Source organism: Rhodanobacter sp. T12-5 (assembly GCF_008329435.1).
Lineage (GTDB): Bacteria > Pseudomonadota > Gammaproteobacteria > Xanthomonadales > Rhodanobacteraceae > Rhodanobacter.
The window spans coordinates 214,878-236,263 of sequence record NZ_NPKN01000001.1; the positions used below are offsets into that span (position 1 = coordinate 214,878).

The 21,386-nt window shown below is 65.4% G+C and carries 15 protein-coding genes; 9 read left to right on the forward strand and 6 right to left on the reverse strand.

Features of this window, described 5'->3' with window-relative positions:
* Nucleotides 1–20 precede the first annotated feature (20 nt).
* On the forward strand, nt 21–1,895 hold the full coding sequence (sppA, locus tag CIW53_RS00950) for a signal peptide peptidase SppA (protein ID WP_149362831.1): 1,875 nt from the start codon (nt 21–23) through the stop codon (nt 1,893–1,895).
* 51 nt (nt 1,896–1,946) lie between these two features.
* Here sppA and CIW53_RS00955 read toward each other — a convergent pair whose 3' ends face one another.
* On the reverse strand, nt 1,947–2,150 hold the full coding sequence (locus CIW53_RS00955) for a hypothetical protein (protein ID WP_149362832.1): 204 nt from the start codon (nt 2,148–2,150) through the stop codon (nt 1,947–1,949).
* Nucleotides 2,151–2,253: 103 nt separating this feature from the next.
* On the opposite strand from CIW53_RS00955, the gene CIW53_RS00960 reads away from it, so the two are divergent.
* Nucleotides 2,254–3,036: an SDR family oxidoreductase gene (locus CIW53_RS00960; RefSeq protein ID WP_149362833.1), complete on the forward strand. Its 783-nt coding sequence runs from the start codon at nt 2,254–2,256 to the stop codon at nt 3,034–3,036.
* 18 nt (nt 3,037–3,054) lie between these two features.
* Here CIW53_RS00960 and CIW53_RS00965 read toward each other — a convergent pair whose 3' ends face one another.
* Nucleotides 3,055–3,999 (reverse strand): DegV family protein, encoded by a 945-nt coding sequence (locus tag CIW53_RS00965; protein ID WP_172969573.1) that lies wholly within the window; start codon nt 3,997–3,999, stop codon nt 3,055–3,057.
* Nucleotides 4,000–4,439: 440 nt separating this feature from the next.
* Here CIW53_RS00965 and CIW53_RS00970 point away from each other — a divergent pair, with 440 nt between their 5' ends.
* From CIW53_RS00970 to CIW53_RS00985, 4 genes are all read left to right on the forward strand, one after another.
* Entirely contained in the window at nt 4,440–7,340 is a 2,901-nt protein-coding gene (locus CIW53_RS00970) for a TonB-dependent receptor (protein ID WP_149362835.1), read from the forward strand.
* 85 nt (nt 7,341–7,425) lie between these two features.
* Complete coding sequence (locus CIW53_RS00975) at nt 7,426–9,261, forward strand: sulfotransferase family protein (protein ID WP_149362836.1); 1,836 nt, start codon at nt 7,426–7,428, stop codon at nt 9,259–9,261.
* On the forward strand, nt 9,251–9,859 hold the full coding sequence (locus CIW53_RS00980; RefSeq protein ID WP_149362837.1) for a 2OG-Fe(II) oxygenase: 609 nt from the start codon (nt 9,251–9,253) through the stop codon (nt 9,857–9,859). The genes CIW53_RS00975 and CIW53_RS00980 overlap by 11 nt, the downstream gene beginning before the upstream one ends.
* Nucleotides 9,860–9,922: 63 nt before the next feature.
* Nucleotides 9,923–11,614, forward strand: a complete 1,692-nt coding sequence (locus CIW53_RS00985; protein WP_172969551.1) for a sulfotransferase — start codon at nt 9,923–9,925, stop codon at nt 11,612–11,614.
* 25 nt (nt 11,615–11,639) lie between these two features.
* Here the strand turns inward: CIW53_RS00985 and CIW53_RS00990 are convergent, their stop codons facing one another.
* From CIW53_RS00990 to CIW53_RS01005, 4 genes are all read right to left on the reverse strand, one after another.
* Nucleotides 11,640–12,947 (reverse strand): aspartyl/asparaginyl beta-hydroxylase domain-containing protein, encoded by a 1,308-nt coding sequence (locus tag CIW53_RS00990; protein ID WP_149362839.1) that lies wholly within the window; start codon nt 12,945–12,947, stop codon nt 11,640–11,642.
* 127 nt (nt 12,948–13,074) lie between these two features.
* Nucleotides 13,075–13,998, reverse strand: a complete 924-nt coding sequence (gene grxD / locus CIW53_RS00995) for a Grx4 family monothiol glutaredoxin (RefSeq protein ID WP_149362840.1) — start codon at nt 13,996–13,998, stop codon at nt 13,075–13,077.
* Nucleotides 13,999–14,236: 238 nt separating this feature from the next.
* The gene (locus CIW53_RS01000) at nt 14,237–14,851 is read right to left on the reverse strand and encodes an SGNH/GDSL hydrolase family protein (RefSeq protein WP_149362841.1); all 615 of its coding nucleotides are present in this window, start codon (nt 14,849–14,851) and stop codon (nt 14,237–14,239) included.
* Between the two features lie 43 nt (nt 14,852–14,894).
* Complete coding sequence (locus CIW53_RS01005) at nt 14,895–16,142, reverse strand: aminotransferase class I/II-fold pyridoxal phosphate-dependent enzyme (protein ID WP_149362842.1); 1,248 nt, start codon at nt 16,140–16,142, stop codon at nt 14,895–14,897.
* A gap of 225 nt (nt 16,143–16,367) precedes the next feature.
* On the opposite strand from CIW53_RS01005, the gene rsgA reads away from it, so the two are divergent.
* The 3 genes from rsgA to CIW53_RS01020 all read left to right on the forward strand — a co-directional run bounded on the left by rsgA (nt 16,368) and on the right by CIW53_RS01020 (nt 21,134).
* Nucleotides 16,368–17,423: a ribosome small subunit-dependent GTPase A gene (gene rsgA, locus CIW53_RS01010; protein ID WP_149362843.1), complete on the forward strand. Its 1,056-nt coding sequence runs from the start codon at nt 16,368–16,370 to the stop codon at nt 17,421–17,423.
* A gap of 10 nt (nt 17,424–17,433) precedes the next feature.
* Nucleotides 17,434–18,723 (forward strand): flavohemoglobin expression-modulating QEGLA motif protein, encoded by a 1,290-nt coding sequence (locus CIW53_RS01015; RefSeq protein ID WP_172969552.1) that lies wholly within the window; start codon nt 17,434–17,436, stop codon nt 18,721–18,723.
* A gap of 119 nt (nt 18,724–18,842) precedes the next feature.
* A complete protein-coding gene (locus CIW53_RS01020; protein WP_149362844.1) occupies nt 18,843–21,134 on the forward strand; it encodes an NADP-dependent malic enzyme in 2,292 nt (763 codons plus the stop codon).
* The last annotated feature ends 252 nt before the right edge of the window (nt 21,135–21,386 follow it).

Consider the following 21,386-nt stretch of genomic DNA (forward strand, 5'->3'; position numbering starts at 1 on the left):
ATGACCATGGATACGCACGCATGACGCCACCGCTTCCGCCGCGCCGCAACGGTTTCCCGGCTTTCCTGCGCACGCTCGGGCGCGGCATCAACCTGGTCAGGCTGGTGATCATCAACCTGGTGTTCTTCAGCGTATTGTTCGTGCTGTTGCTGCTGGTGACGGCCGGCGTCGCCGGCAGCCGGATGGAACGTGCAGTGCAGAACGACAGCGTGCTGGTGCTCAAGCCGCAGGGCCAACTGGTCGAGCAGTACAGCATCGATCCGCTGCAGCGTGCGCTGGCCGGGCTGTCCGGCGACGAGCCGAAGCAGGTGCAGTTGCGGGATCTGGTCGGAGCGATCGATGCGGCGGCGAAGGACAAGCGGATCAGCCGCATCCTGCTGCTGCCGGACGAACTGCAGGGCGGCGGCTTTGCCGCGTTGCGCGAGGTCGGTGCGGCGCTGGACCGGTTTCGCGCCGCCGGCAAGCCGGTGATCGCGTGGGCGGTGAACCTGGATCAGGGCCAGTACTACCTTGCCGCGCACGCCGATCGAGTGCTGATCGATCCGCAGGGCGGCGTGATGATCACCGGTCTGGCCAACTATCGCCTGTTCTACAAGGACTTGCTGGACAAGCTTGGCGTCGACGTGCACCTGTTCCGTGTCGGCGAGTTCAAGAGTGCGGCCGAACCCTACATCCTCGACCACGCCTCGACCGAGGCGAAAGAGGCCGACAGCTACTGGATGAGCGGCATCTGGGACCGCTACCTGGACGAGACGGCCAAACTGCGCAAGCTCGAGCCGGCCACCTTGCGCGACGACATCGACAACCTGCCGCAACATATCGCCAGTACGCAGGGTGACCTGGCGCAGCTCGCGCTGAACGAGCACCTGGTCGACGGGCTGGCGACTCGCGCAGATTTGATCAGGATGATGCGCAGCGAGGGAATCCCGGCGGACCGCAAGGGCAACAGCTTTCGCCAGGTCGATCAGGAGCAGTATCTGGCCAGCGTGCCGCACGATATCCGGGCGTTCGAGCCGGGGGTGGCGATCGTGGTCGCCGAGGGCGAGATCGGCGGCGGCAAGCGGTCGCCCGGTTCGATCGGCGGCGAGTCCACCGCGGCACTGATCCGTGCCGCGCGCGAGGACAGCAAGACCAAGGCGCTGGTACTGCGGGTGAATTCTCCCGGTGGCGAAGTTTATGCGGCCGAACAGATCCGCCGCGAGATCGAGCTGACGCGCCGTGCCGGCATTCCGGTGGTGGCATCGATGGGCGACGTGGCGGCCAGCGGCGGCTACTGGATCTCGATGAACGCCAACCGCATCTTCGCCGAGCCGAACACCATCACCGGTTCGATCGGCATCTTCGGCATGTACTACACGATGCCTGCCACGCTGGCCAAGTTCGGCGTGCAGAGCGACGGCGTCGGCACCGGCCCGATGGCTGGTGCGTTCGACATCACCCGTCCGCTCGACCCGAAGGTCGGGGCGGTGATCCAGGCGATCATCAACAAGGGTTACCGCGACTTCGTCGGCAACGTGGCCAAGGCGCGGGGCAAGAGCTACGAGGCGATCGATGCGATTGCGCAGGGACGCGTGTGGACCGGCCAGCAGGCACTCGATCGTGGCCTGGTTGACCAGCTCGGCGGTCTGGATGCTGCGGTTGCCTATGCGGCCAGCCTGGCCAAACTGGGCAAGGGGTATCCGGTGCGTTATGTGGAGGCGCCCATCGGCGGCTTCGAGCGGTTCCTGATCGGTCTCAACAAGAGTGCCAGCGTGCGCGTGATGCAGTCCTGGGGTATCCGCCTGCCTGGCTGGTTCGCCCAACTGCCCGCGCTGGTGCCGGAGCTGCAGTTGCTGCGCAGTGCGAAGGCCGGCACTCCCAATGTTTACGCCGATTGCCTGTGCGCTCCGCGCTGAGCGCCGCAACTTCGCAGGGCTCCGCCGGCCGGTTTTCGCGGTATTGAATGACTACTGCGTTTGCGCGTCGATCTGCTTGCGTTGATCCTCGGCTTGCTTGTCGACGATTTTCTGCACGTCCTTGGCTCGTTGCTCGTCAGCCCTCAAGCCGTCGAACGGGGTGGCGACATCAGCCGCCTTTGCCTTCGGTTCCGGCGGCTTGCTGGAGCAGGCGCCCAAGGCGAGCACGCAGAGCAGGAGCGGCAACTTCTTCATGATGTTCTCGCGTGTGATTGAAGTGGCAGTGTCCCGCCGCGCCGGGACGCGGGCAAGCGGTGTGCCGCTATGCCTGCTGCAACGGACGTTTTAAGCTGCGCCCATGAACAGCCGCCCCGACGCCTGGCACCTGCATGGCCATACCGCCCTGATCACCGGTGCCAGCAAGGGCATCGGTCATGCCGTCGCACGGGAGTTGGCCGGCCTCGGCGCCAACCTGCTGCTGGTCGCACGCGACGAGGACTACCTTGAACAGGTGCGGGTGGAACTGGGTGACGACTTCCCCGATATCGACGTCCTGGCGTTTGGCGCGGACCTGACCGAGGCGGAGGAGCGCCTGGCGGTGTTCGACTGGATTGCCGATCTGGGTGTCCCGCTGTCGCTGCTGGTCAACAACGCTGGTGGCAACCAACCGGCGGCCACGCTGGACTACAGCCTCGACGAGGCACGCGCGATCTTCGAGCAGAATCTGTTCTCCGCGTTCGAAGTGAGCCGGCTGGCGCACCCGCAGCTGGCGCAGCATGCCAACGCGGCGATCGTCAACGTGGGTTCGGTGTCGGGGATCACGCACGTGCGCACTGGCTCGCCCTATGGCATGAGCAAGGCGGCGCTGCACCAGCTCACCCGCAATCTAGCGGCCGAATGGGCGGTGGATGGCATTCGGGTCAACGCGGTGGCGCCCTGGTACATCCGCACCCAGCGCTCGGAACCGGCCCTGGCCGACACCGACTATCTGGATGAAGTGCTCGAGCGCACGCCGCTGAAGCGGATCGGCGAGCCCGAGGAGGTCGCCGCCGCGATCGCCTTCCTGTGCTTGCCTGCGGCCAGCTACATCACCGGCCAGGTGCTGGCGGTGGATGGCGGATTCCTCAACTACGGTTTCTGAGGGCCTCAACCGGGTTGCTCAAAACTCGGCGACGTGGTCCTCGGCGGCGAAGCCCAGCGTCACCGCGCCTTCGCCCACGTTGACCATGCCGGTGATGCTCATCGGTGCTTCCATCAGCTCGACCCCGCATTCCTCGCACGCCTGACGCAGCTCGATATAGCCGGGCAGGTGCGAGAGTACGGCCAGATCGCCGCCGTAGCTCGCGCACACCATCGGAACCAGCAGGCCGGCACGAACCCGTTGCGCGGCATAACCGAAAAGCGCCTGCGCGCCTTGTTCGAACCCGCGCACCTTGCCTACGGGTCCGGTTTCGCCGCGAAAACAGCGCAGCAGCGGCTTGATGTCCAGTGCCGAGCCCAGCATCGCACTGAACAGGCTGACGCTGCGGTCGTTTTTCTTCTTCGCCCGCGCGCGCAGGTAGTACAAGTCGCGCGGCAACATGTAGCCGTAGGAGTGATTGGCTATGTGGGTCAGGCGCTCGCGGATCACGGCCGGCGTTTCGTCCGCCGCGATCAATCGGGCAGCTTCGTACACAGCCGGCGCGGCACCGGCAAAGATGTTCCGGGTGTCGATGACCCTCATCATGAACGGACCGGGTACGCCGGCCTGTTCGCGCACCTGACGGTAGTTTTTCAGGATCGCGAAGCTGGCGCGGTTGACGTTTTCGTTGATCGGGCTGCGCGTGGCGGTGATGGTCAGGCAGAACACGCAGTCCTGCTCCAGCACCAGCTTGTCGAGGAACAACTGCTGCACGCCTTCGACCGGACAGGGTTCGGTTTCCGCCGAATGACTGCGACTGCCCAGCCGCCGGTCGATGAAACGCTGGATTTCAGCCGGTTCGCGATCGTCCATGAAGACCTCATCGTCCACACGGACAGTGATGGGCATCACCGCGACGTCGTGCTGTTGCAGGAAGGTCTGCGAAAGATCGCAGGCCGCATCGATTGCCAGACCCATCCGCATTGCGTGACCCCCGTCATGAATGGCAAGCGAAACATAGCATGCGCGCCGCGGTGCGGTTGGGCGATCGGGACTGCGTCTGCCCATCCCGTCCAGCCGGGCATCCGCTTCGTCCGCGGCCGCTGAACCCACGCTGTTGGGTGGATTCCGAATGTACAAAATTTGTTGACAACACGTAAAGCAAGCATGATAAAGGCGACCGGAGACGGAAGCGCCAATTGTGCGGACGGGTCCAGGAAAGAAGCGCCGGGAGAAGCGTGCCGGCTGCAACCTGCCTGTCGAGACAGGTATGCGGCATGTTCACGTAGCGTTATTTGCCTGTTAGTATCAGGTCGGATCAAGCTCGTGGGTCTGGAGTTCACCGGTCTGGCAAATGCAGGCCAAGTCGCAGTTTTTGGGCAGAACCTTTTCTGACCCATGGCAATAATTAATCGGAGGGTGTTATGAAACTTGGGGTCACAAAACTTTCTTCGGCAGTTCGTCTGGCGCTTTCGCTGGGCGCTGTCATCGCGGTCGGCGCCTCGGGCACCGTATTCGCACAGGACACCGGCGCGCAGGACGCCGCCAACCAGCCGAGCCAGAAAAAGGCTTCGACCCTGGAGACGGTGGTTGTAACCGGTTCCCGCGTTCGTCGTGTCGACCTGGAAACGTCCAGCCCGGTGCTGACCATTGACCGCGCGCAGATCCAGGCCAGCGGCAAGCAGACCCTCGGCGACCTGGTCCAGCAGATCCCGGCGATCGCCGGTGCCGCGACCAACCCGAGCGTCAACAACGGCGGCGGCGACGGCGCCTCCACCGTGTCGCTGCGCGGTCTGGGTTCCAACCGTACCCTGATCCTGGTGAACGGTCACCGCGTGCTCAACAACGACATCAACACGATCCCGGCCAGCATGGTCGAGCGCATCGAAGTGCTGAAGGACGGTGCGTCCGCGACGTACGGCTCCGACGCGATCGGCGGCGTGGTCAACTTCATCCTGCGCAACGATTTCCAGGGTGCGCAGATCAGCGCCAACTATGGCGAGTCGGATCATTCCGACGGTGCCCAGCGCGGTTTCGCAGCCACCTTCGGTACCTCGTCGGACAAGGGCAACATCGTTGCCGGCATCGACTACAACAAGTTCGATGCGATCTCGTCGGCGAACCGCGACTACTCGAAGTACGCCACCTATCTGTACTCCGGCTCGGTCTTCAACGCCGGTTCCAGCCGCAACCCGAACGGCCGCGCGTTCCTTTCCGACGCGAACGGCGGCGGCACCGTGACGCTGGCGAATCCCGTTGCCGGCAAGACCACACGGGCTGACTATCGTCCGTACAACAAATTGACCGATGCCTACAACTACGCAGCGCACAACCTGATCCAGACCCCGCAGGAACGTACCAACGTCTTCGCGCTGGCCAACTACAACTTGACCGACAACGTGTCGGCCTATTTCGACGCGTTTTACAACAAGACCACGTCCAATGCTGCATTGGCCGCACTGCCGTTCGACGCGAACAGCGATGGTGTGACGATCTCGAAGGACAACTACTACAACCCGTTCGGCCAGGACTTCGGCCCGGGTACGGATGCCGCCGGCGCCCCCACCGCTTACAACTACGTGAGTCGCTTCACCAATCTGGGTCAGCGCGTTCTGCACTACTCGACCACCACCGGCCAGGTCGTGGCCGGTCTGAAGGGTAACTTCGGTGCCGACAGCAGCTGGCAGTGGTTCGGTGACCTCAACTACGGTCATCAGGGCACCCAGCAGCAGAGCCCGGGTTACGTGTATTACAACGGCCTGAAGCAGGCACTTGGTCCGTCCTTCCTGGATTCCGACGGCGTCGTGAAGTGCGGTTCGGCTGGCAATGTCATCGCCGGATGCACACCGGTCAACATCTTCAACCTGAACGATCCGGCGACCACCGCTGCGCTCAAGAACTTCGCCGCTGCGCCGTTCTATCACACCTTGCAGACCTCGCGTCGCGTTGAAGTTGGCGCCAACGGCAGCCTGTTCGACCTGCCGGCCGGTACCGCCCAGTTGGCCGTGGGCTTGTCGTACGACAAGGAATACCAGAATTACCAGGTCGACCTGATCGCGAAGACGCAGGGCCTCGACGGTACCTGCTTCATTTCGCAGGAGGCCTGTTCGACGCCGCTGAACGGCAGCTTCACCGACAAGGAAGCCTATTTCGAGTTGTTCGTGCCGGTACTCGCTGACCTGCCGATGGTCAAGTCGTTGAACGTGACGATCGGTTCGCGCTTCTCCAAGTACAACACCGCCGGCAGCAGCTGGAACCAGAAGTTCGGTGTGGAATGGCGCCCGATTGACGACCTGCTGTTGCGTGGTACGGTCGCTGGTGTGTTCCGCGCACCGAACATCAATGAGCTATACAACGGTGCCACCGGCAGCGCGCCACAGGTGACCGATCCCTGTCTCCACCTCTCCGCCGCTGAGCTTGCGCAGCATGCAGCCGCCTGCCAGTTCGTGCCGCCGGGCTTCGCTGGCAGTGGCAATTCGCAGACCACCGGCGTGATCTCCGGTTCCGTGGCTGCGGGATACAACTTGAAGCCGGAACACGGCAAGTCGTATGACTACGGTTTCGTCTACGACCCGAGTTTTGCTCCCGGCCTGTCGATCAGTGCCGATCTGTGGCGTGTAACCTTGGATGACACGATTACCCCGGTCGCCGCGCAGACCGTCCTCACCAGTTGCTTCCAAAATGAGTCCAGCCCGTTCTGCTCGCTGATCCATCGCAACGTCAGCGGCGATTTCTCCTTCATCAGTCAGCCGACCGTCAATCTGGGCAAGGTGAACACGAAGGGTATCGATGGCAGCATCAAGTACAAGATTCCGCACTTCGATATCGCTGGCCAGAACTGGGGCGACCTTACGGCCTCGCTGGATGCGACCTATCTGACCCGGTACGACAACGACACCGCGCCGGGCCAGCCGGGCGACGTTATCGTCCATATGGCGGGTCATTACAACAACCAGTATGGCAACTACACCCGCTGGCGCGGTCTGGGCCAGTTGAACTGGACCAACGGTCCGTGGAACGTCAACTACACCGTGCGTTATGTCGGTGCGGTGACCACAGGTTGGGCGGATCTGCGCGAGAACTCCTCTGCTGATATTGGCTTCAAGGGCGTGGAGTTGAAGTCTGATGCACAGATCTACAACAACCTCGCGTTCGGCTATAACCTCGCGGCTTACCACACCCGCCTGGATGTGGGCGTCAACAACCTGCTCGACAAGCAGCCGCCGTTGATGTACCAGAACAACGTGCTGAACGCGAACACCGACATCAACACGTACGAGCCGATCGGCCGCTACTTCTGGGGTCGCGTGACCGTGACGTTCTGATCCAGAACGCCCAGGTCGCTATAATCAACCGCGCGGTGCAAGCCGCGCGGTTTTTTTTGTCTTCATATTCAAGGGCATTGACAGCTTGGCCACGCAGCAGAGCGACATCGAACACATCATGCAGCTGTTGCACAGTGGACGTGCCGGCCAGGCCGAACAGTCGTGTCGTCATCTGCTCGATGGCCAGCCGGATGATGAAACCGCGCTCACCCTGTTGGGAATTGCCTTGCAGCAACAGGGGCTGCCACTCCGCGCCGCGGCGGTTCACGAGCGGCTCACCGTGTTTTACCCGGAGCAGGCCAACCACTGGATCAATCTGGGAAATGCGCTGCGTGAAGGCGGGCTCACGGCGCAGGCCGAGGAAGCATACGTGCTGGCCTTGCGGCTGGCACCCGAACATGCCGGTATCCACGCCAATCTTGGCCTGCTGTACAAGGAAATCGCCGACTATGCCAAGGCACGCCAACACCTGGCGCAGGCGGCGCGACAGCTGCCCGACGATCATGAGATCTGTATCTACGCGGCGATGGCCTGCTGCGAGTGCGCCGACAATGCGGAAGCAGCCCGGTTGGTGAGCGGGTGGCGCAACTGGCTGCCGCTCAGTGACGATCTGACCATCGATCTGGCGTGGATGTTCACCCAGATGGGCCGCATATCCGACGCCGAGCAGCTGCTTGGCGGCTCGATGCAGCTCGACGGTGCGCGCCCGCGAACGCTCGCGCGCATGGTGGGGCTGCTGGAAAGGGTCAATCGACTGGACGAAGCGGACGTGATCCTGGCCAGCCTGCCGGATCCAGCAACGTTGCGCGACCCGGTCGACCAGCTCGAGGTGATCAGCGCGATGGGTGTCATGGCGATGCGCGGTCGCGACCCGGCAGCGGCGCGGTCATTGCTTCAGCGCCTGATCGCGATGACCAAGGAAACCAACCAGCTCGGCAATCTGTACTTCTCGATGGCCAAGGCCTGCGATAAACAGGGCGACACTGCTGCCGCCATGGACGCCCTGGCCAAAGCGCACGCGGCGCAGATGGTCAAGGCTGCGCAACTGGTACCCGAACTGCTGTTGCCTGATGTGCAGCCGCTTTCGCCGGCGCTGATCCGCATGACACCAGCACAGGCTGCCGACTGGCCACCACCGTTGCGGTCGGCGGACGAGCCGCCCTCGCCGATTTTCGTGGTTGGCTTTCCGCGCTCCGGCACGACCATGCTCGAACAGATGCTGGACGCGCATCCCACGCTCGCCTCGATGGACGAACAGCCATTCCTGCAGGGCGTCACCGAGCGGGTGCTCGCGTTGGGGCTGCAATATCCGGAAGCGCTGGGCGAACTCGACCCTGCCACGTGCGCTGCGCTGCGGCGCCATTACTGGGAGCAGGTGAGTACGGTCGTCACGCTGCAGCCTGGTCAACGGCTGGTCGACAAGAACCCGCTGAACCTGCTGCATCTGCCATTGATCTGCCGGCTGTTCCCCGATGCGCCGATCATCCTGGCGCTGCGGCATCCCTGCGACGTGATCCTCAGCTGCTACATGCAGAACTTTCGTGCGGCGGGATTCCAGGTGTTGTGCTCGTCGCTGGAGCGGTTGGCGCGAGGCTACGTCAACGGCATGCAGTATTGGATCCACCACGAGCAACTGTTCAAGCCGCACGTGCTGCACTTGCGCTACGAAGATCTGCTGGACAATTTCGACGCCGAGGTGGAGCGCATCGGCGCCTTCATCGGCATCGATGATGCGCTGTCGCTGCGCAATTTCCACCAGCATGCGCAACAGAAGGGTTTCATCAGCACACCGAGCTACGCACAGGTCGTGCAACCGCCAAACAAATCAGCGGTAGGCCGCTGGCGCCGCTACGAGCAGGAGTTCGCACCCCTGCTTCCCATCCTGAAAGACGTCATGGAGCACTGGGGCTATGACCGTTGAACCATCGCCGGTGATCGCGTTGCCGGTAGCGGACGTACGCAGCTACGTGCAGACCTTCGATGGTGCGCTGCCGGCGGCTTTTTGCGAGCAGCTGATTGCCTCGTTCAAGCAGACCGCCGACCGGCACATCGTGCGCAGTCCCGGCTGGCGCGCCGGCCTCGACGCCAGTTCCTGGACCGAGCTCGATGTCTCGGCCCTGGCCGACGAAGCGTTCCTCGGCTACTTCTACAAGCAGATCGACGATTACCTTGCCGCTTACAACCAGCGCCTTGGCCTGAGCATCCCGGTGCCGCCTTCGCCGCAGATATCCCCGATGCGCATCAAACGCTACGTGGCCGGCAGTGGCGAGGCGTTTCAGCCGCATTTCGACGCGATCTACGAGGTGGCAAACCGCTATCTGGTGTTCCTGTGGTATCTCAACGACGTGGCGGAAGGTGGCGAAACGGAGTTCTGCGATCTGGGCATTACCGTACCGGCGCGCGCCGGCAAGCTGCTGATGTTTCCGCCGTATTGGATGTACCAGCACGCCGGCCGGCCACCGCTTTCGAACGACAAGTACATCCTTTCGCTGTACCTGCTGTTTCCACAAACGCGCTGACACGGACGCTGGCCCGGACGAGCGTGCATGGCGCGCTCGCCGACAACGATGACGGGAATCCCCTTGAACGACAACCTCGTCCCGCTATCCGCGGTTGCAATGGTCGGCGCGTCACAAGCCGACTGGGAGCCGTCCCGCGCCGAGCTGGCACGGGTGGACCAGTGGCTCGCCACGGCAATGGCGAGCGGGTCGCAGACAGCCTTGCGCATCCTGAACGACCATTTGCACTCGACCTCGGCGGACGCCTGGCTGGGCTACGGCCGCATCGTGCTGCAGCGTGGTTATCCATCGTTGGCTGCGGCCGTGCTCGAACGGGCGCTGGCCCATCAGCCGACATCAGTGGCGCTGCGCTACTGGTTCTCCCTTGCGTCGTGGCAGGCCGGCGATGCCGCAAACGCTGAAGCCGGCTTGCGACGGCTGCTGGCCGACAACACCACAGACGCCCGCGCTGCCATGCTCCTTGGCCAGGTGCTGCGTGGCCAAGGCAAGCTCAACGCAGCGGCAGGTGGGCTGGCCGAACGGGTGGAGGCAGTCCTCGGCAACACGCAGGGCGTGCTCGACTGGGCCCAGTTCATGCGCGAGTGCCAGCGCCAGGACCTGGCAGCCGAATTGTGCGAACGCGAGCAGGCGCGCGGCAACGCCGACCCGCGCCTGTCCGCGTTGATGGGCACTCTTGCGCAGGAGCTGGGTCGTTTCGAATCGGCGCGCAAGCACTATCTGGACGCGATCGCGCACGGCATCGACCAGAATCTGTGGTTCGTGCTTGCCAGCCTGGCCTCGATCGAACGTTACCGCGACCGCCAGCACCCGGACTTTGCGCTGTTCGAGAGCGGTATCCGCAATCCTGCACTGTCGCCGCGCGCGCGGGCGGGGGTCCTGTTCGCGCTGGGCAAGGCGTTTGACGACATCGGCGATTTCGCGTCGGCCGCGGGCGCCTGGCGTGAGGCCAACGAGCTGATGCGCCCGCTAGGGTCGTGGTCGCGAGGAACGTGGCAGGCATTCGTGGCGGCACGGATCGCCAGTGCGCCGATGCCGGTCAGTCGCGCCGTGGCGCGCGACAGCGTGCCGATCTTTGTGGTGGGTTTGCCGCGCACCGGTACCACCCTGGTGGCGGAGTTGCTGGGTCGTCACCCCGACATACGCAATCGCGGCGAGCTGCCCACGCTGGCTTACCTGGCCGAACGGCTGGCCGGGCTCGATGCAACGCAGCGGGCGGCGGCAGTGGACGATGCGGCTGCGATCTATCTGGCACACCTGCGGCGGGACGACGCCCCGACGCCCTGCTACATCGACAAGAATCCGCTCAATTTCCGCTACCTGGACACCATCGCGGCGCTGTTTCCCGACGCCCGCGTGATCTACTGCCGCCGCCAGGCGCGCGACACCGCGCTGTCGATCTGGAGCCAGTCGTTCGCCCATGACGACTATGGCTTCGCCGGAGACTTCCATGACATCGCCGCCATGGCGACCGGGTGTGGTGAATTGATGGCGCACTGGCAACGAAGTCTGTCGATTCCGATCATCACGATCGACTACGAGCAGGTCGCGGCAGATCCGGCAACGACGATCGCGCAACTGATTGCGCAGCTTGGGCTGACGCCGTTCGATCCGGCACAGGCGGACCATGGAAGCACGTCGGTGATAACGTCAGCCAGCCAATGGCAGGCCCGTCAACCGATCCACCAGCGTTCGGTCGAACGCTGGCGCAACTATGTCGATTACCTGCCCGAGTTGATCGAGCTGTTCCCGGAGTAGATCGCCTGCCGCAGTGCGCGGTTGATCAGATCGCGGCGTGGGCGTTGAAGTCGCCGATCGCCGCGACCAGGTCGGTCACTGCGGCCCGCTCGACTTCGCTCAGATCAGGGTTCCAGCTGTCCAGGATCAGCACCACTCGGGTCTCGTCGCTGCGATTCCACGCCTCATGCTCGAAGGTGTCGTCGAACGTGACGCACTGGTCGGGTTGCCACACATGGGTTTCCCCGCCCACGCGCAAGGCGCAGTCCGGCGGCACGATCAGCGGCAGGTGGGTGACCAGGCGGGTATTGGTGACCCCGCGGTGCGGCAGGATATGCGTACCCGGACGCAGCACCGAAAACAGCGTTTCCGGCGCGTGATCGCGGATGTGCACCAACGCTGCCTCTTCAAGCAGTGCCGCCGTTTGTGGGCAACTTGCGCAATGCGCGTCGAAGCGTTCGCCGTGGCGATAAAAGAAATAAGCGTCCCAGGCCGCGGCGCGATCGCCGGACGCTCGCAGATAGGCTTCGGCTTCTTCGGGCCGGCCCGATTGCAGAAAGGACTCGAGGTTCTGCTCGTCGGCGATGACGGCGCGCAGCTCTTCGCGGATCGAAGCAGCGCCGGCCTCCAGCGCCGCTTGCCATGGAAACCGTTCGCGCGGATAGAACGGCTGCGACGGGATGCCGGGAAAGTACAGGAACTTCGGTTGCTGACGGGGATCGGGCAGGTTCGCCGGTTGCTCATTGAGATAAATCGCGAGGCACTGATCCACGCGCGCCAGCTCGGAGCGGCCATAGCGCTCGCGCAATGGCTCGATGACCCGATCGAACACCTGGCGTCGGCCCGCGTCCACATAGTTCATGGCGCGCTTGACGGTCTGGCGCAATTCCGGCGCGGTCGAGGCATCGCTGAGCCAGCGTCCCTGAGCCTGCGCGGTGTTTATGGCGTTGAAGTACGCCAGCAGGGCCTCATGCGCCTCACCCAGCCGCTCCAGCGCGATGGCCAGGCGCAGGCGCGCCATGAACATGTTGGGTGCCAACTGCAGGCAGCGCCGCAGCGTCGCGACCGCGGCGGTGAGGTCGGCGCCGCTCAGCTGCACGGTGCCGAGCTGGTTCAATGTGGCTGGATCGTCCGGATTTGCCCGGTCGGCGGTCGCCAGCAACTCGACGGCTTTGGCGGTGTCGCCGCGAGACAGATACTCGCCAGCCAGAAAGCGCAGCGCTTCGATGTCGTCCGGCTTTGCCGCGAGCAGGCGCAGATAGGATTGTTCCGCCAGCAACAAGTCCCGATTGCGAAGATGCATGCGCGCCCTGTCGCGCAAGGTGGCCGGGCTGGTGCTTGACGCCTCATTCATCGCTGGATCCACACTCGAACGGACAGCCTTCAATTATAGGCCGATCGCCAAAGTGGCTCATGCCTGCGCCGGCCGAAAGAAACGCCCGCTGCGGGGCGCTTCGTGTGGGTGTCGCCGTGACTGCGGATCAATAGCGCGGGATGCTGGTGTCCACTTCGCGCGCCCAAGCATCCATGCCGCCCTCGACGTTGTGCACGTTGGTGAATCCGTGTGCGGCAAAGCGCTCTGCCATGGCGCGACTCGATACGCCGTGGTGGCAGATGAAGGCCAGCGGGGTATCTTTCGGCAGCGCGGCCAGGCTCTCGTAACCTTCGTCTTCCAGCACGCGCGCTTGTGCCAATGGCGCGGCCTGCGCGCGGCCGTGGGCCGGGCGCACGTCGATCAGGGTGATGTCGCCGGCGGCCAGTCGCTGCTGCAACTGCTGCACGCTGAGCGAGCCGATTTCCTGCGCGCCGGGAAACTTCAGGCTCAGGCCTTCGCCCTGCACGGTGGACACCCAGTCGATCACGATGCCTCTGGCGCGCTGCGCGCTGGCGGGGTCGAAATGCACTTCCAGACCATTTGCATGCGCAACGATGTCGCCCTCGCCAGCCGGCGCCAACTGGAACCCGGCGCTGTGGTCGGGGCCGATCTCCAGATGCAGCGCCACGCCTTGCGCATTCGCAGTGCCCTGGCGGATCGCCTCGGCGGCGGCGTCGGTGATGGTGATTTCCGGCGGCGTGCGATCCGGCGCGGCCACGCCGAACAAGGCATGCAGCTCACCGCTGCCGTACATCTGGCGGATGATGTCGGCACCGCCGACCAGCTCGCCTCCGACGTACAGCTGCGGAATCGTCGGCCAGTCGCCGTAGGCCTTGATGCCTTCGCGGATTTCGGGATCGTCCAGCACGTTGACCGTGTGATAGTCGGGCAACAGTTCGTTCAGTGTATTGGTGGCGGCGGCGGAGAAACCGCACATCGGCTGCCGGCGATCGCCCTTCATGAAAAGCACCACGCGGTGATCCTTGAGCAGGCTTTCGATACGTTCGCGGGTAGGGGCGTCGAGGGACATGAGGGAGCTCCAGCAGGTGGCAAGTCGAAAAGCACAATGATACGCCGTCCGATATGTCGTCGAAGCCGGCTGCGTTCAAGGCGGGCGCGCGTCAATGGCATCGAGGCATTCGCCGAACAGGCGCATGGCATCGTCCAGTTCGTCGACAGGCCGGGTGTCGACAGGCCGAGTACCGGACAACAGGCCGGCCACAACCGGCGATTGTGGTGCGGCGCGCAGCGAACCCGTTAAGTCGGGGCTAGCGCAACGCGGCGTCCGCCACCGGTGCAATCAGCTCGACCCACAACGCATATTGCGCAGCGGACGGGTGCAGGCCATCGTCCGCGAGCAGGTCCGGATGCCGGCGCGAGATGGCGGTGATGTCGACCCAATGCGCGCCGGCACGCGCGGTTTCGGCACGCGCGATGGCGTCGTAGACATCCAGTTCGTTGGCAACCTGCGTTGCGTCACGCCCTTGTTCGCGGGCGAAGCGGGTGACGCCCCAGTCGGGGATCGAGACCACCACCACGTGGGAGGCGCGACTGCCGGCCAGGCCGATCGCGCGGGCCAGCAAGCCGGCGAACTGCTCGCGGTAGTCATCGGCCGAGCGGCCCCGGTACTGGTTGTTCACGCCGATCTGCAGCGTGACCAGGTCGTACGGCGGCGTCAGCGTCGCCGCATCCATGCCCTGCGCCAGCTCGTCGGTGGTCCAGCCGGTGACGGCCACGATCTGCGGGTCACCGATCACCACGCCGGCCGCGCGCAGGCGCTGTACCAGCACCGCCGGCCAGCGTCGATCGGCGGCCACCGCTTCACCGATCGTGTAGGAATCGCCGAGGGCGAGATAGTGGAGCGACGGCGGAATGGCGTTCATGGACTGGCTCGTCTGGGTGGAACGGAGGCTGCGGCAACGGACCTCACGCGGCGACGCCGGCAGATTGCAGCGGCTGCTCGCTAGCCATCCGCGCCAACACCCGCTCGACCCGCACGAAGACCTCACGCAACTGCGCCGAAGACGGCAGCAGGGTCAAGCGGAAATGGCGACTGCGCGGCAAATTGAAGCTGCTGCCGGGGCCCACCAGCACCGACTCCTCTTCCAGCAGTCGCAGCGCGAATACCTCGTCGTCGAAGCTCGCAAACCGGTCGACACGCACCTGCGGGAAGGCGTACAGCGCGCCGTGCGGCGCCACCAGATCCAGGTAATCGCTGCCTGCCACGCCCCGCAGCACGGCATCGCGCGCATCGTGCAGGCGACCGCCGGGCGCGGTCAGCGCACCGATCGTGGGAGCATCCTGCAACGCCGGGGCCACCGCCCACTGCGCGGTCACGTTCGCGCACAGGCGCAGCGCGGCGAGCAGTTGCAGCGCGTCGCGATAGGCGCGGGTGTGCACGGGGTCGCCGGACAGGCTCATCCAGCCCACGCGGTAGCCACAGGCACGATGCACCTTGGACAGCCCGCCGAAGCTGAGGCACGGCAGGTCCGCGGCGATTTCGGCCAGCGGCTGGAAGGTGGCGCCGTCATACAGGATCTCGTCGTAGATCTCGTCGGCAAGCAACAGCAGTCGATGCCGTGCCGCGATCGCCACCAACTGCTGCAGCAGCGCCCGCGGGTACACCGCGCCGGTCGGATTGTTCGGATTGATCAGCACCAGGGCACGCGTGCGCGGGGTGATCAGCGACTCGATTTCCTGCGGGTCCGGGAAATGCGCGTTGGCGGCCAGGCAGCGGTAATAACGCGGCTGGCCGCCGTTGAGGATCGTGGCCGCGCTCCACAGCGGGTAATCCGGACTCGGCAGCAACACCTCGTCGCCCGGTTGCAACAGGGCGCGCAGGGACAGGTCGATCAGCTCGCTGACGCCGTTGCCGATGAAGATGCGCTCCGGTTCCACACCTTGTGCGCCGCGGCGGTGCTGCTGCGCGGCGATCGCCTCGCGGGCGATCTCCAGGCCTTGCTCGTGACCGTAGGCTTCGCTGTCGTGCAGATGGCTGGCGATCGCCTCGCGCAGATGCGCCGGCGCCTCGAAGCCGTAGCGACCGGGGTTGCCGATGTTGAGCTTGATGATGTCGAGGCCGGCGGCCTCCAGTTCGCGCGCGCGCCGGGTCAGCGCGCCGCGGATTTCATAGCGCACGTCCGCCAGGTGCGCACTGGGTATGATCGAAGCCAACGCCGGTATCCTTCTCAATGCCCGGATGTTCTCCTCCCTCGCGTGGGCAGGGAGGGCAACGGAGGGGGTGAATCGACAGGTCAACAGCCGGCGCCACCGCCGGCCGGCCGATGCTAGCAGCGTGATGCACTGCAGCGCGAGCGCAGGCCGGGGCGCATCGTGGTTCATCGGCGGACAACCCCCGGTCAGGGCATAATCGCCGAACCGTGCAGACAGACCTCCCCCATGAGTGATGCCGAAACGATCGAACGCCTGCGGCACATCGGCTGGCGCGGCGATGTATTGCCGGCAGCCGGCTTGCGCCTCGCGCGAGTGGTGGCCCAGCATCGCGCCGGCTACGAGCTGCACGATGGCGAGGCCCTGTTCGGCGCGCAGCCGGACGGGCGCTTCCTCAAGCGCGGCATCGACCCGGCGGAGCGGCCGGTAGTGGGCGATTTCGTTGAAGTGGCAAGCGGCACGCCGCCGCACATCGTCACGGTGGCGCCGCGACGCACGGTGATGTCGCGGGCGGCGGCCGGCGAACGCTACGAGCGCCAGCTGATCGCCAGCAATATCGATTACGTGCTGGTGCTGACCGGACTGGACGGCGATTTCAATCCGGCCCGCATCGAACGCTACCTGTCGCTGACCGAGGATTCCGGCGCGCAGCCGGTGGTGTTGCTGAGCAAGCTCGATACACGCGAAGACGCGGCCGATCAGATCGCCGCATTGCGCGAGCGGTTGCCGGATGCCACCCCGATCCACGCGCTCAACTGCAAGGACCCGGCCAGCGCGGCGCTGCTGGCGCAGTACCTGAAACCGGGCGACAGCGCCGTGCTGGTAGGTTCGTCCGGCGCGGGCAAATCCACGCTGACCAACACCTTGCTCGGCACGGCGACGATGGCCACCGCCGAAGTGCGCAGCCACGACAGCCGCGGCCGCCACACCACCACCCATCGCGCCCTGCTGCAACTGCCCAGCGGAGGCTGTCTGATCGACACCCCCGGCATGCGCGAGCTGAAACTCACCGGCGAGGAAAACCTCGACCTGTTCGCCGACATCGAGGCGCTCGCCGAGCAGTGCCGCTTCGCCGATTGCGGCCACGGCAGCGAGCCGGGTTGTGCGGTGCAGGTGGCACTGGACAGCGGCGAGCTGGCGCCTGGCCGCTGGCGCAATTACCTCAAGCTGCACGACGAGCGCGAGGAACAGGCCGCGACCCTGGAGGCGCGCCTGCGCCGGCAACGCGGCGGTCGCCCGATCGAACGGCCGCACGGGCATCGCGGGCAACGCGAGCGGGACTAGGAGCCGTGCGATGAACATCGCCGCCACGACCGGCAGCATTGCCCCCGAACTCCAGCGCTACGCCGCGCTCGACCAGCGCCTGCTCGCTGCGGTGCGCGGCATCCATGTCCTGCCCACGGTGGCATGGCCGGCCTCGCTGGAAAGCCGCATGATCGAGGCGTACAGCCGTGGCCAGTTCGCCCTGCCGCAAGTGAGCTATGTGCGGCCGGACCTGGGTGCGGCGCGGGCCGAGCTGGCGGCGATCGAGCACGCCGCCACCAGCGACGCGCAGGTCGACCCGCTGGGCGATTACCTGCAGCGCACCGCCGATTCCTGGCTGATGGCCGCCGAGATGCTGGAGGCGGTCGGCACCGTCGGCGTCACGGTGCCGTCGGTGGCGCTGTATGGACGTCCGGATGACCTGATCCCCGGCAGCACGCAGAGCAACCTCGATGCCGCGCGCTACTTCATCGCCCTGTCCGACGAACTGGGCGCGGACCTGCTCGCCGACGACAGCAGCACCGGCATCCCGGCGGACGTGCTGCGCATGGACCTGGCGGCCACGCTGGACGACTTCTTCGGCGCCGGCACGATCAGCGTGGAGGTGGATGCGGAGCTCACCGCCAAGGCCGCCGCCGGCGCCACCCGCATCCGACTGCGCGGCGGGGCCTGTTTCAGCGAATACGACCGTCATCAGTTGCTGGCGCACGAGGCGTTCGTGCACTCGCTGACCGCGCTCAATGGTCGCCGCCAGCCACTGCTGGCATCGCTGGCGCGCACGTCGCCGCGCGTCACCGCCACCCAGGAAGGCCTGGCGGTCTTCGCCGAACTGATGTCCGGGGCGATCGACATCACCCGGCTCAAGCGGATCAGCCTGCGCATCGTGGCGATCGACATGGCACTCAAGGGCGCGGATTTCGTCGAGGTCTACCGCTATTTCAGCGCCTGCGGGCAAAGCGTGCCGGACAGTTTCCACTCGGCGCAGCGGGTATTTCGCGGCGTGCCGCTGACCGGCGGCGCGGCATTCGCCAAAGACAATGTCTACCTGTCGGGCCTGCTCACCGTGCACACGTTTTTCCGCTGGGCGCTGAAGCAGCGGCGGATGGACCTGCTGCGCCACCTGTTTGCCGGCAAGCTGACCCTGCACGACGTGATCACCCTGCAGCCGCACTTCGCGTCGGGCGCGATCCTGCCGCCGCGCTGGTTGCCCCCATGGATGCAGCATGTCCATGGGCTGGCCGGCAAGCTGGCATTCTCGGTGTTCATCAACGGCATCCACATGAACCGGGTACAGGGCGACGAGCTGCTGTCGAGCGTCTAGCGGCTTCGACCTGCGTCGTTGCGTCGCAAGAACGGGCCGGTTCGACAGGCCCCGGTGCTAACATCGTGGACAGTCGGTCGCCGTCGCGGCCGGCGCCCCTTTCCGACAAAAAGCCTCCGATGAGCCTTCCCGAAGAACTGCGCCTCGCCGCACTCGAGTATCACCGCCTGCCGCGTCCCGGCAAGATCAAGGTCACCCCGACCACCTCGCTGCTGACCCAGCGCGACCTGTCGCTGGCCTATTCGCCCGGCGTTGCCGCGGCCTGCGATGCGATCGTGGAAGACCCGACCTCGGCGGCCGAGTACACCGCGCGCTCCAACCTGGTCGCGGTGATCACCAACGGCACCGCGGTGCTGGGCCTGGGCAACATCGGGCCGCTGGCGAGCAAGCCGGTGATGGAGGGCAAGGGCGTGCTGTTCCAGAAGTTCGCCGGCATCGACGTGTTCGACATCGAGATCGACGAGAACGACCCGGACAAGCTGGTCGACATCATCGCCAGCCTGGAACCCACCTTCGGCGGCATCAACCTGGAAGACATCAAGGCGCCGGAGTGCTTCATCGTCGAGCGCAAGCTGCGCGAGCGGATGAAGATCCCGGTGTTCCACGACGACCAGCACGGCACCTCGATCATCGTCGGCGCGGCGCTGATCAACGCGCTGGTGGTGGTCGGCAAGAAGATCGAGGACATCCGCGTGGCCACCACCGGCGCCGGTGCCGCGGGCATTTCCTGCCTCGACATGCTGGTGGCGTTGGGCGTGAAGCCGGAGCACATCCTGGCGTTCGACCGCCACGGCGTGCTGCACAGCGAGCGCACCGACCTCGACCCCGACAAGCAGCGTTACGCGCGCGACACGAAGGCACGCACGCTGGCCGAGATCGTCGAGGGCGCGGACGTGTTCCTCGGCCTGTCCGCCGGCGGCATCCTGAAGCCGGAGATGGTCGCCACGATGGCCGCGCGGCCGATCATCTTCGCGCTGGCCAACCCCAATCCGGAGATCACCCCGGAAGAGGCGAAGGCGGTGCGGCCGGACTGCATCATGGCCACCGGGCGTTCGGATTACCCGAACCAGGTCAACAACGCGCTGTGTTTCCCCTATCTGTTTCGCGGCGCGCTGGATGTCGGCGCCACGGTGATCAACGAGCCGATGAAGATCGCCTGCGTCAAGGCGATCGCGGCGCTGGCGCGGCGCGAGTCGTCCGACGTCAGCGCGCGCGCCTACGGCGGCAAGCCGCCGAGCTTCGGCCCGGAGTATCTGATTCCGCAACCGTTCGATCCGCGCCTGCTGCTGCAGCTGCCGCCGGCGGTGGCGCAGGCGGCGATGGACTCGGGCGTGGCGACGCGGCCGATGGCGGATTTCGCCGCCTACAACGACCAGCTGACCAGCTTCGTGTTCCGCACCGGCCTGCTGATGAAGCCGGTGTTCGAGCGCGCCAAGTCCGCGCCGTGCCGGCTGGTGTACGCCGAGGGTGAGGAGGAAACCGTGCTGCGCGCAGTGCAGGTGGTGGTCGACGAAGGCCTGGCGAAGCCCATCCTGATCGGCCGCCCGGAAGTGATCGAGAAGCGCATCAAGCGCGCCGGCCTCCGCATCAAGCCGGGCGTGGATGTCGAGATCTGCAACATCAACTGCGACCCGCGCTTCGACGATTACTGGCAGCACTACCACCGCTTGATGGAGCGTCGCGGCGTGACCCCGTCGATGGCCAAGGCAGTGATCCGCTCGCGCCCCACCGCGATCGCCTCGCTGATGGTCGAACGCGGCGAAGCGGACGCGCTGATCTGCGGTCTGGTCGGCCAGTACCAGGGCAAGCTGCGTTACATCCGCGACATCATCGGACTGGACGAAGGCGTGGTCGAGCCGTCGGCGATGGCCGCGGTCTCCACCGACAAGGGCACGTTCTTCTACCTCGATACCCACGTGCAGGACGATCCGTGCCCCGAGCAGATCGCCGAGGCGACCCTGCAGGCATCGATCCGTCTGAAGCTGTTCGGCATCGTGCCGAAGATCGCGCTGCTGTCTGGCGGCAACTTCGGCAGCCGCGACACCTGCGGCGCGAAGAAGATGCGCAAGGCGCTTGAGCTGATCCGCGCCCGCGCGCCGCGGCTGGAAGTGGAGGGCGAGATGCAGGCCGACGTGGCGCTGACCCCGGCGCTGCGCGAGAAGCTGTTCCCGAACTCGCGGCTGGAAGGCAAGGCGAACGTTTTCGTGTTCCCGAACCTGGACGCGGCCAACATCGCCTACAACATGACCCGGATGCTCAGCGACGGCGTGGTGATCGGGCCGATCCTGATGGGCGTGGCCAAGCCGGCGCACATCCTGATGCCGCAATCGACCGTGCGTCGGGTGGTCAACATGAGCGCGGTGGCCTGCGTCGAGGCGCAGATCCGCGCGGCGAATCGTCAACAGGGCTGACCAAAGGCCGGGAGCCTCGGCTTTTGCCTTCCCCGCGACAGCGGGGAGGCAGCCCCGCCGCGCACTGCTGTCCGGAACAGCCGCGCCTTGGCGCAGGGTGGGGAAACCCGTAGCCCGCCGCCCGGCTCGACCTTCCCGTTCGCCGTCCTTTTTCGTCCTGCCCACCCCGCCATTCTCTCCAGTTCCGTCATTCCTGCGAAGGCAGGAATCGCGTTGGCAAATGACGAAAGGCCATTCTGCATCCACCGCTCG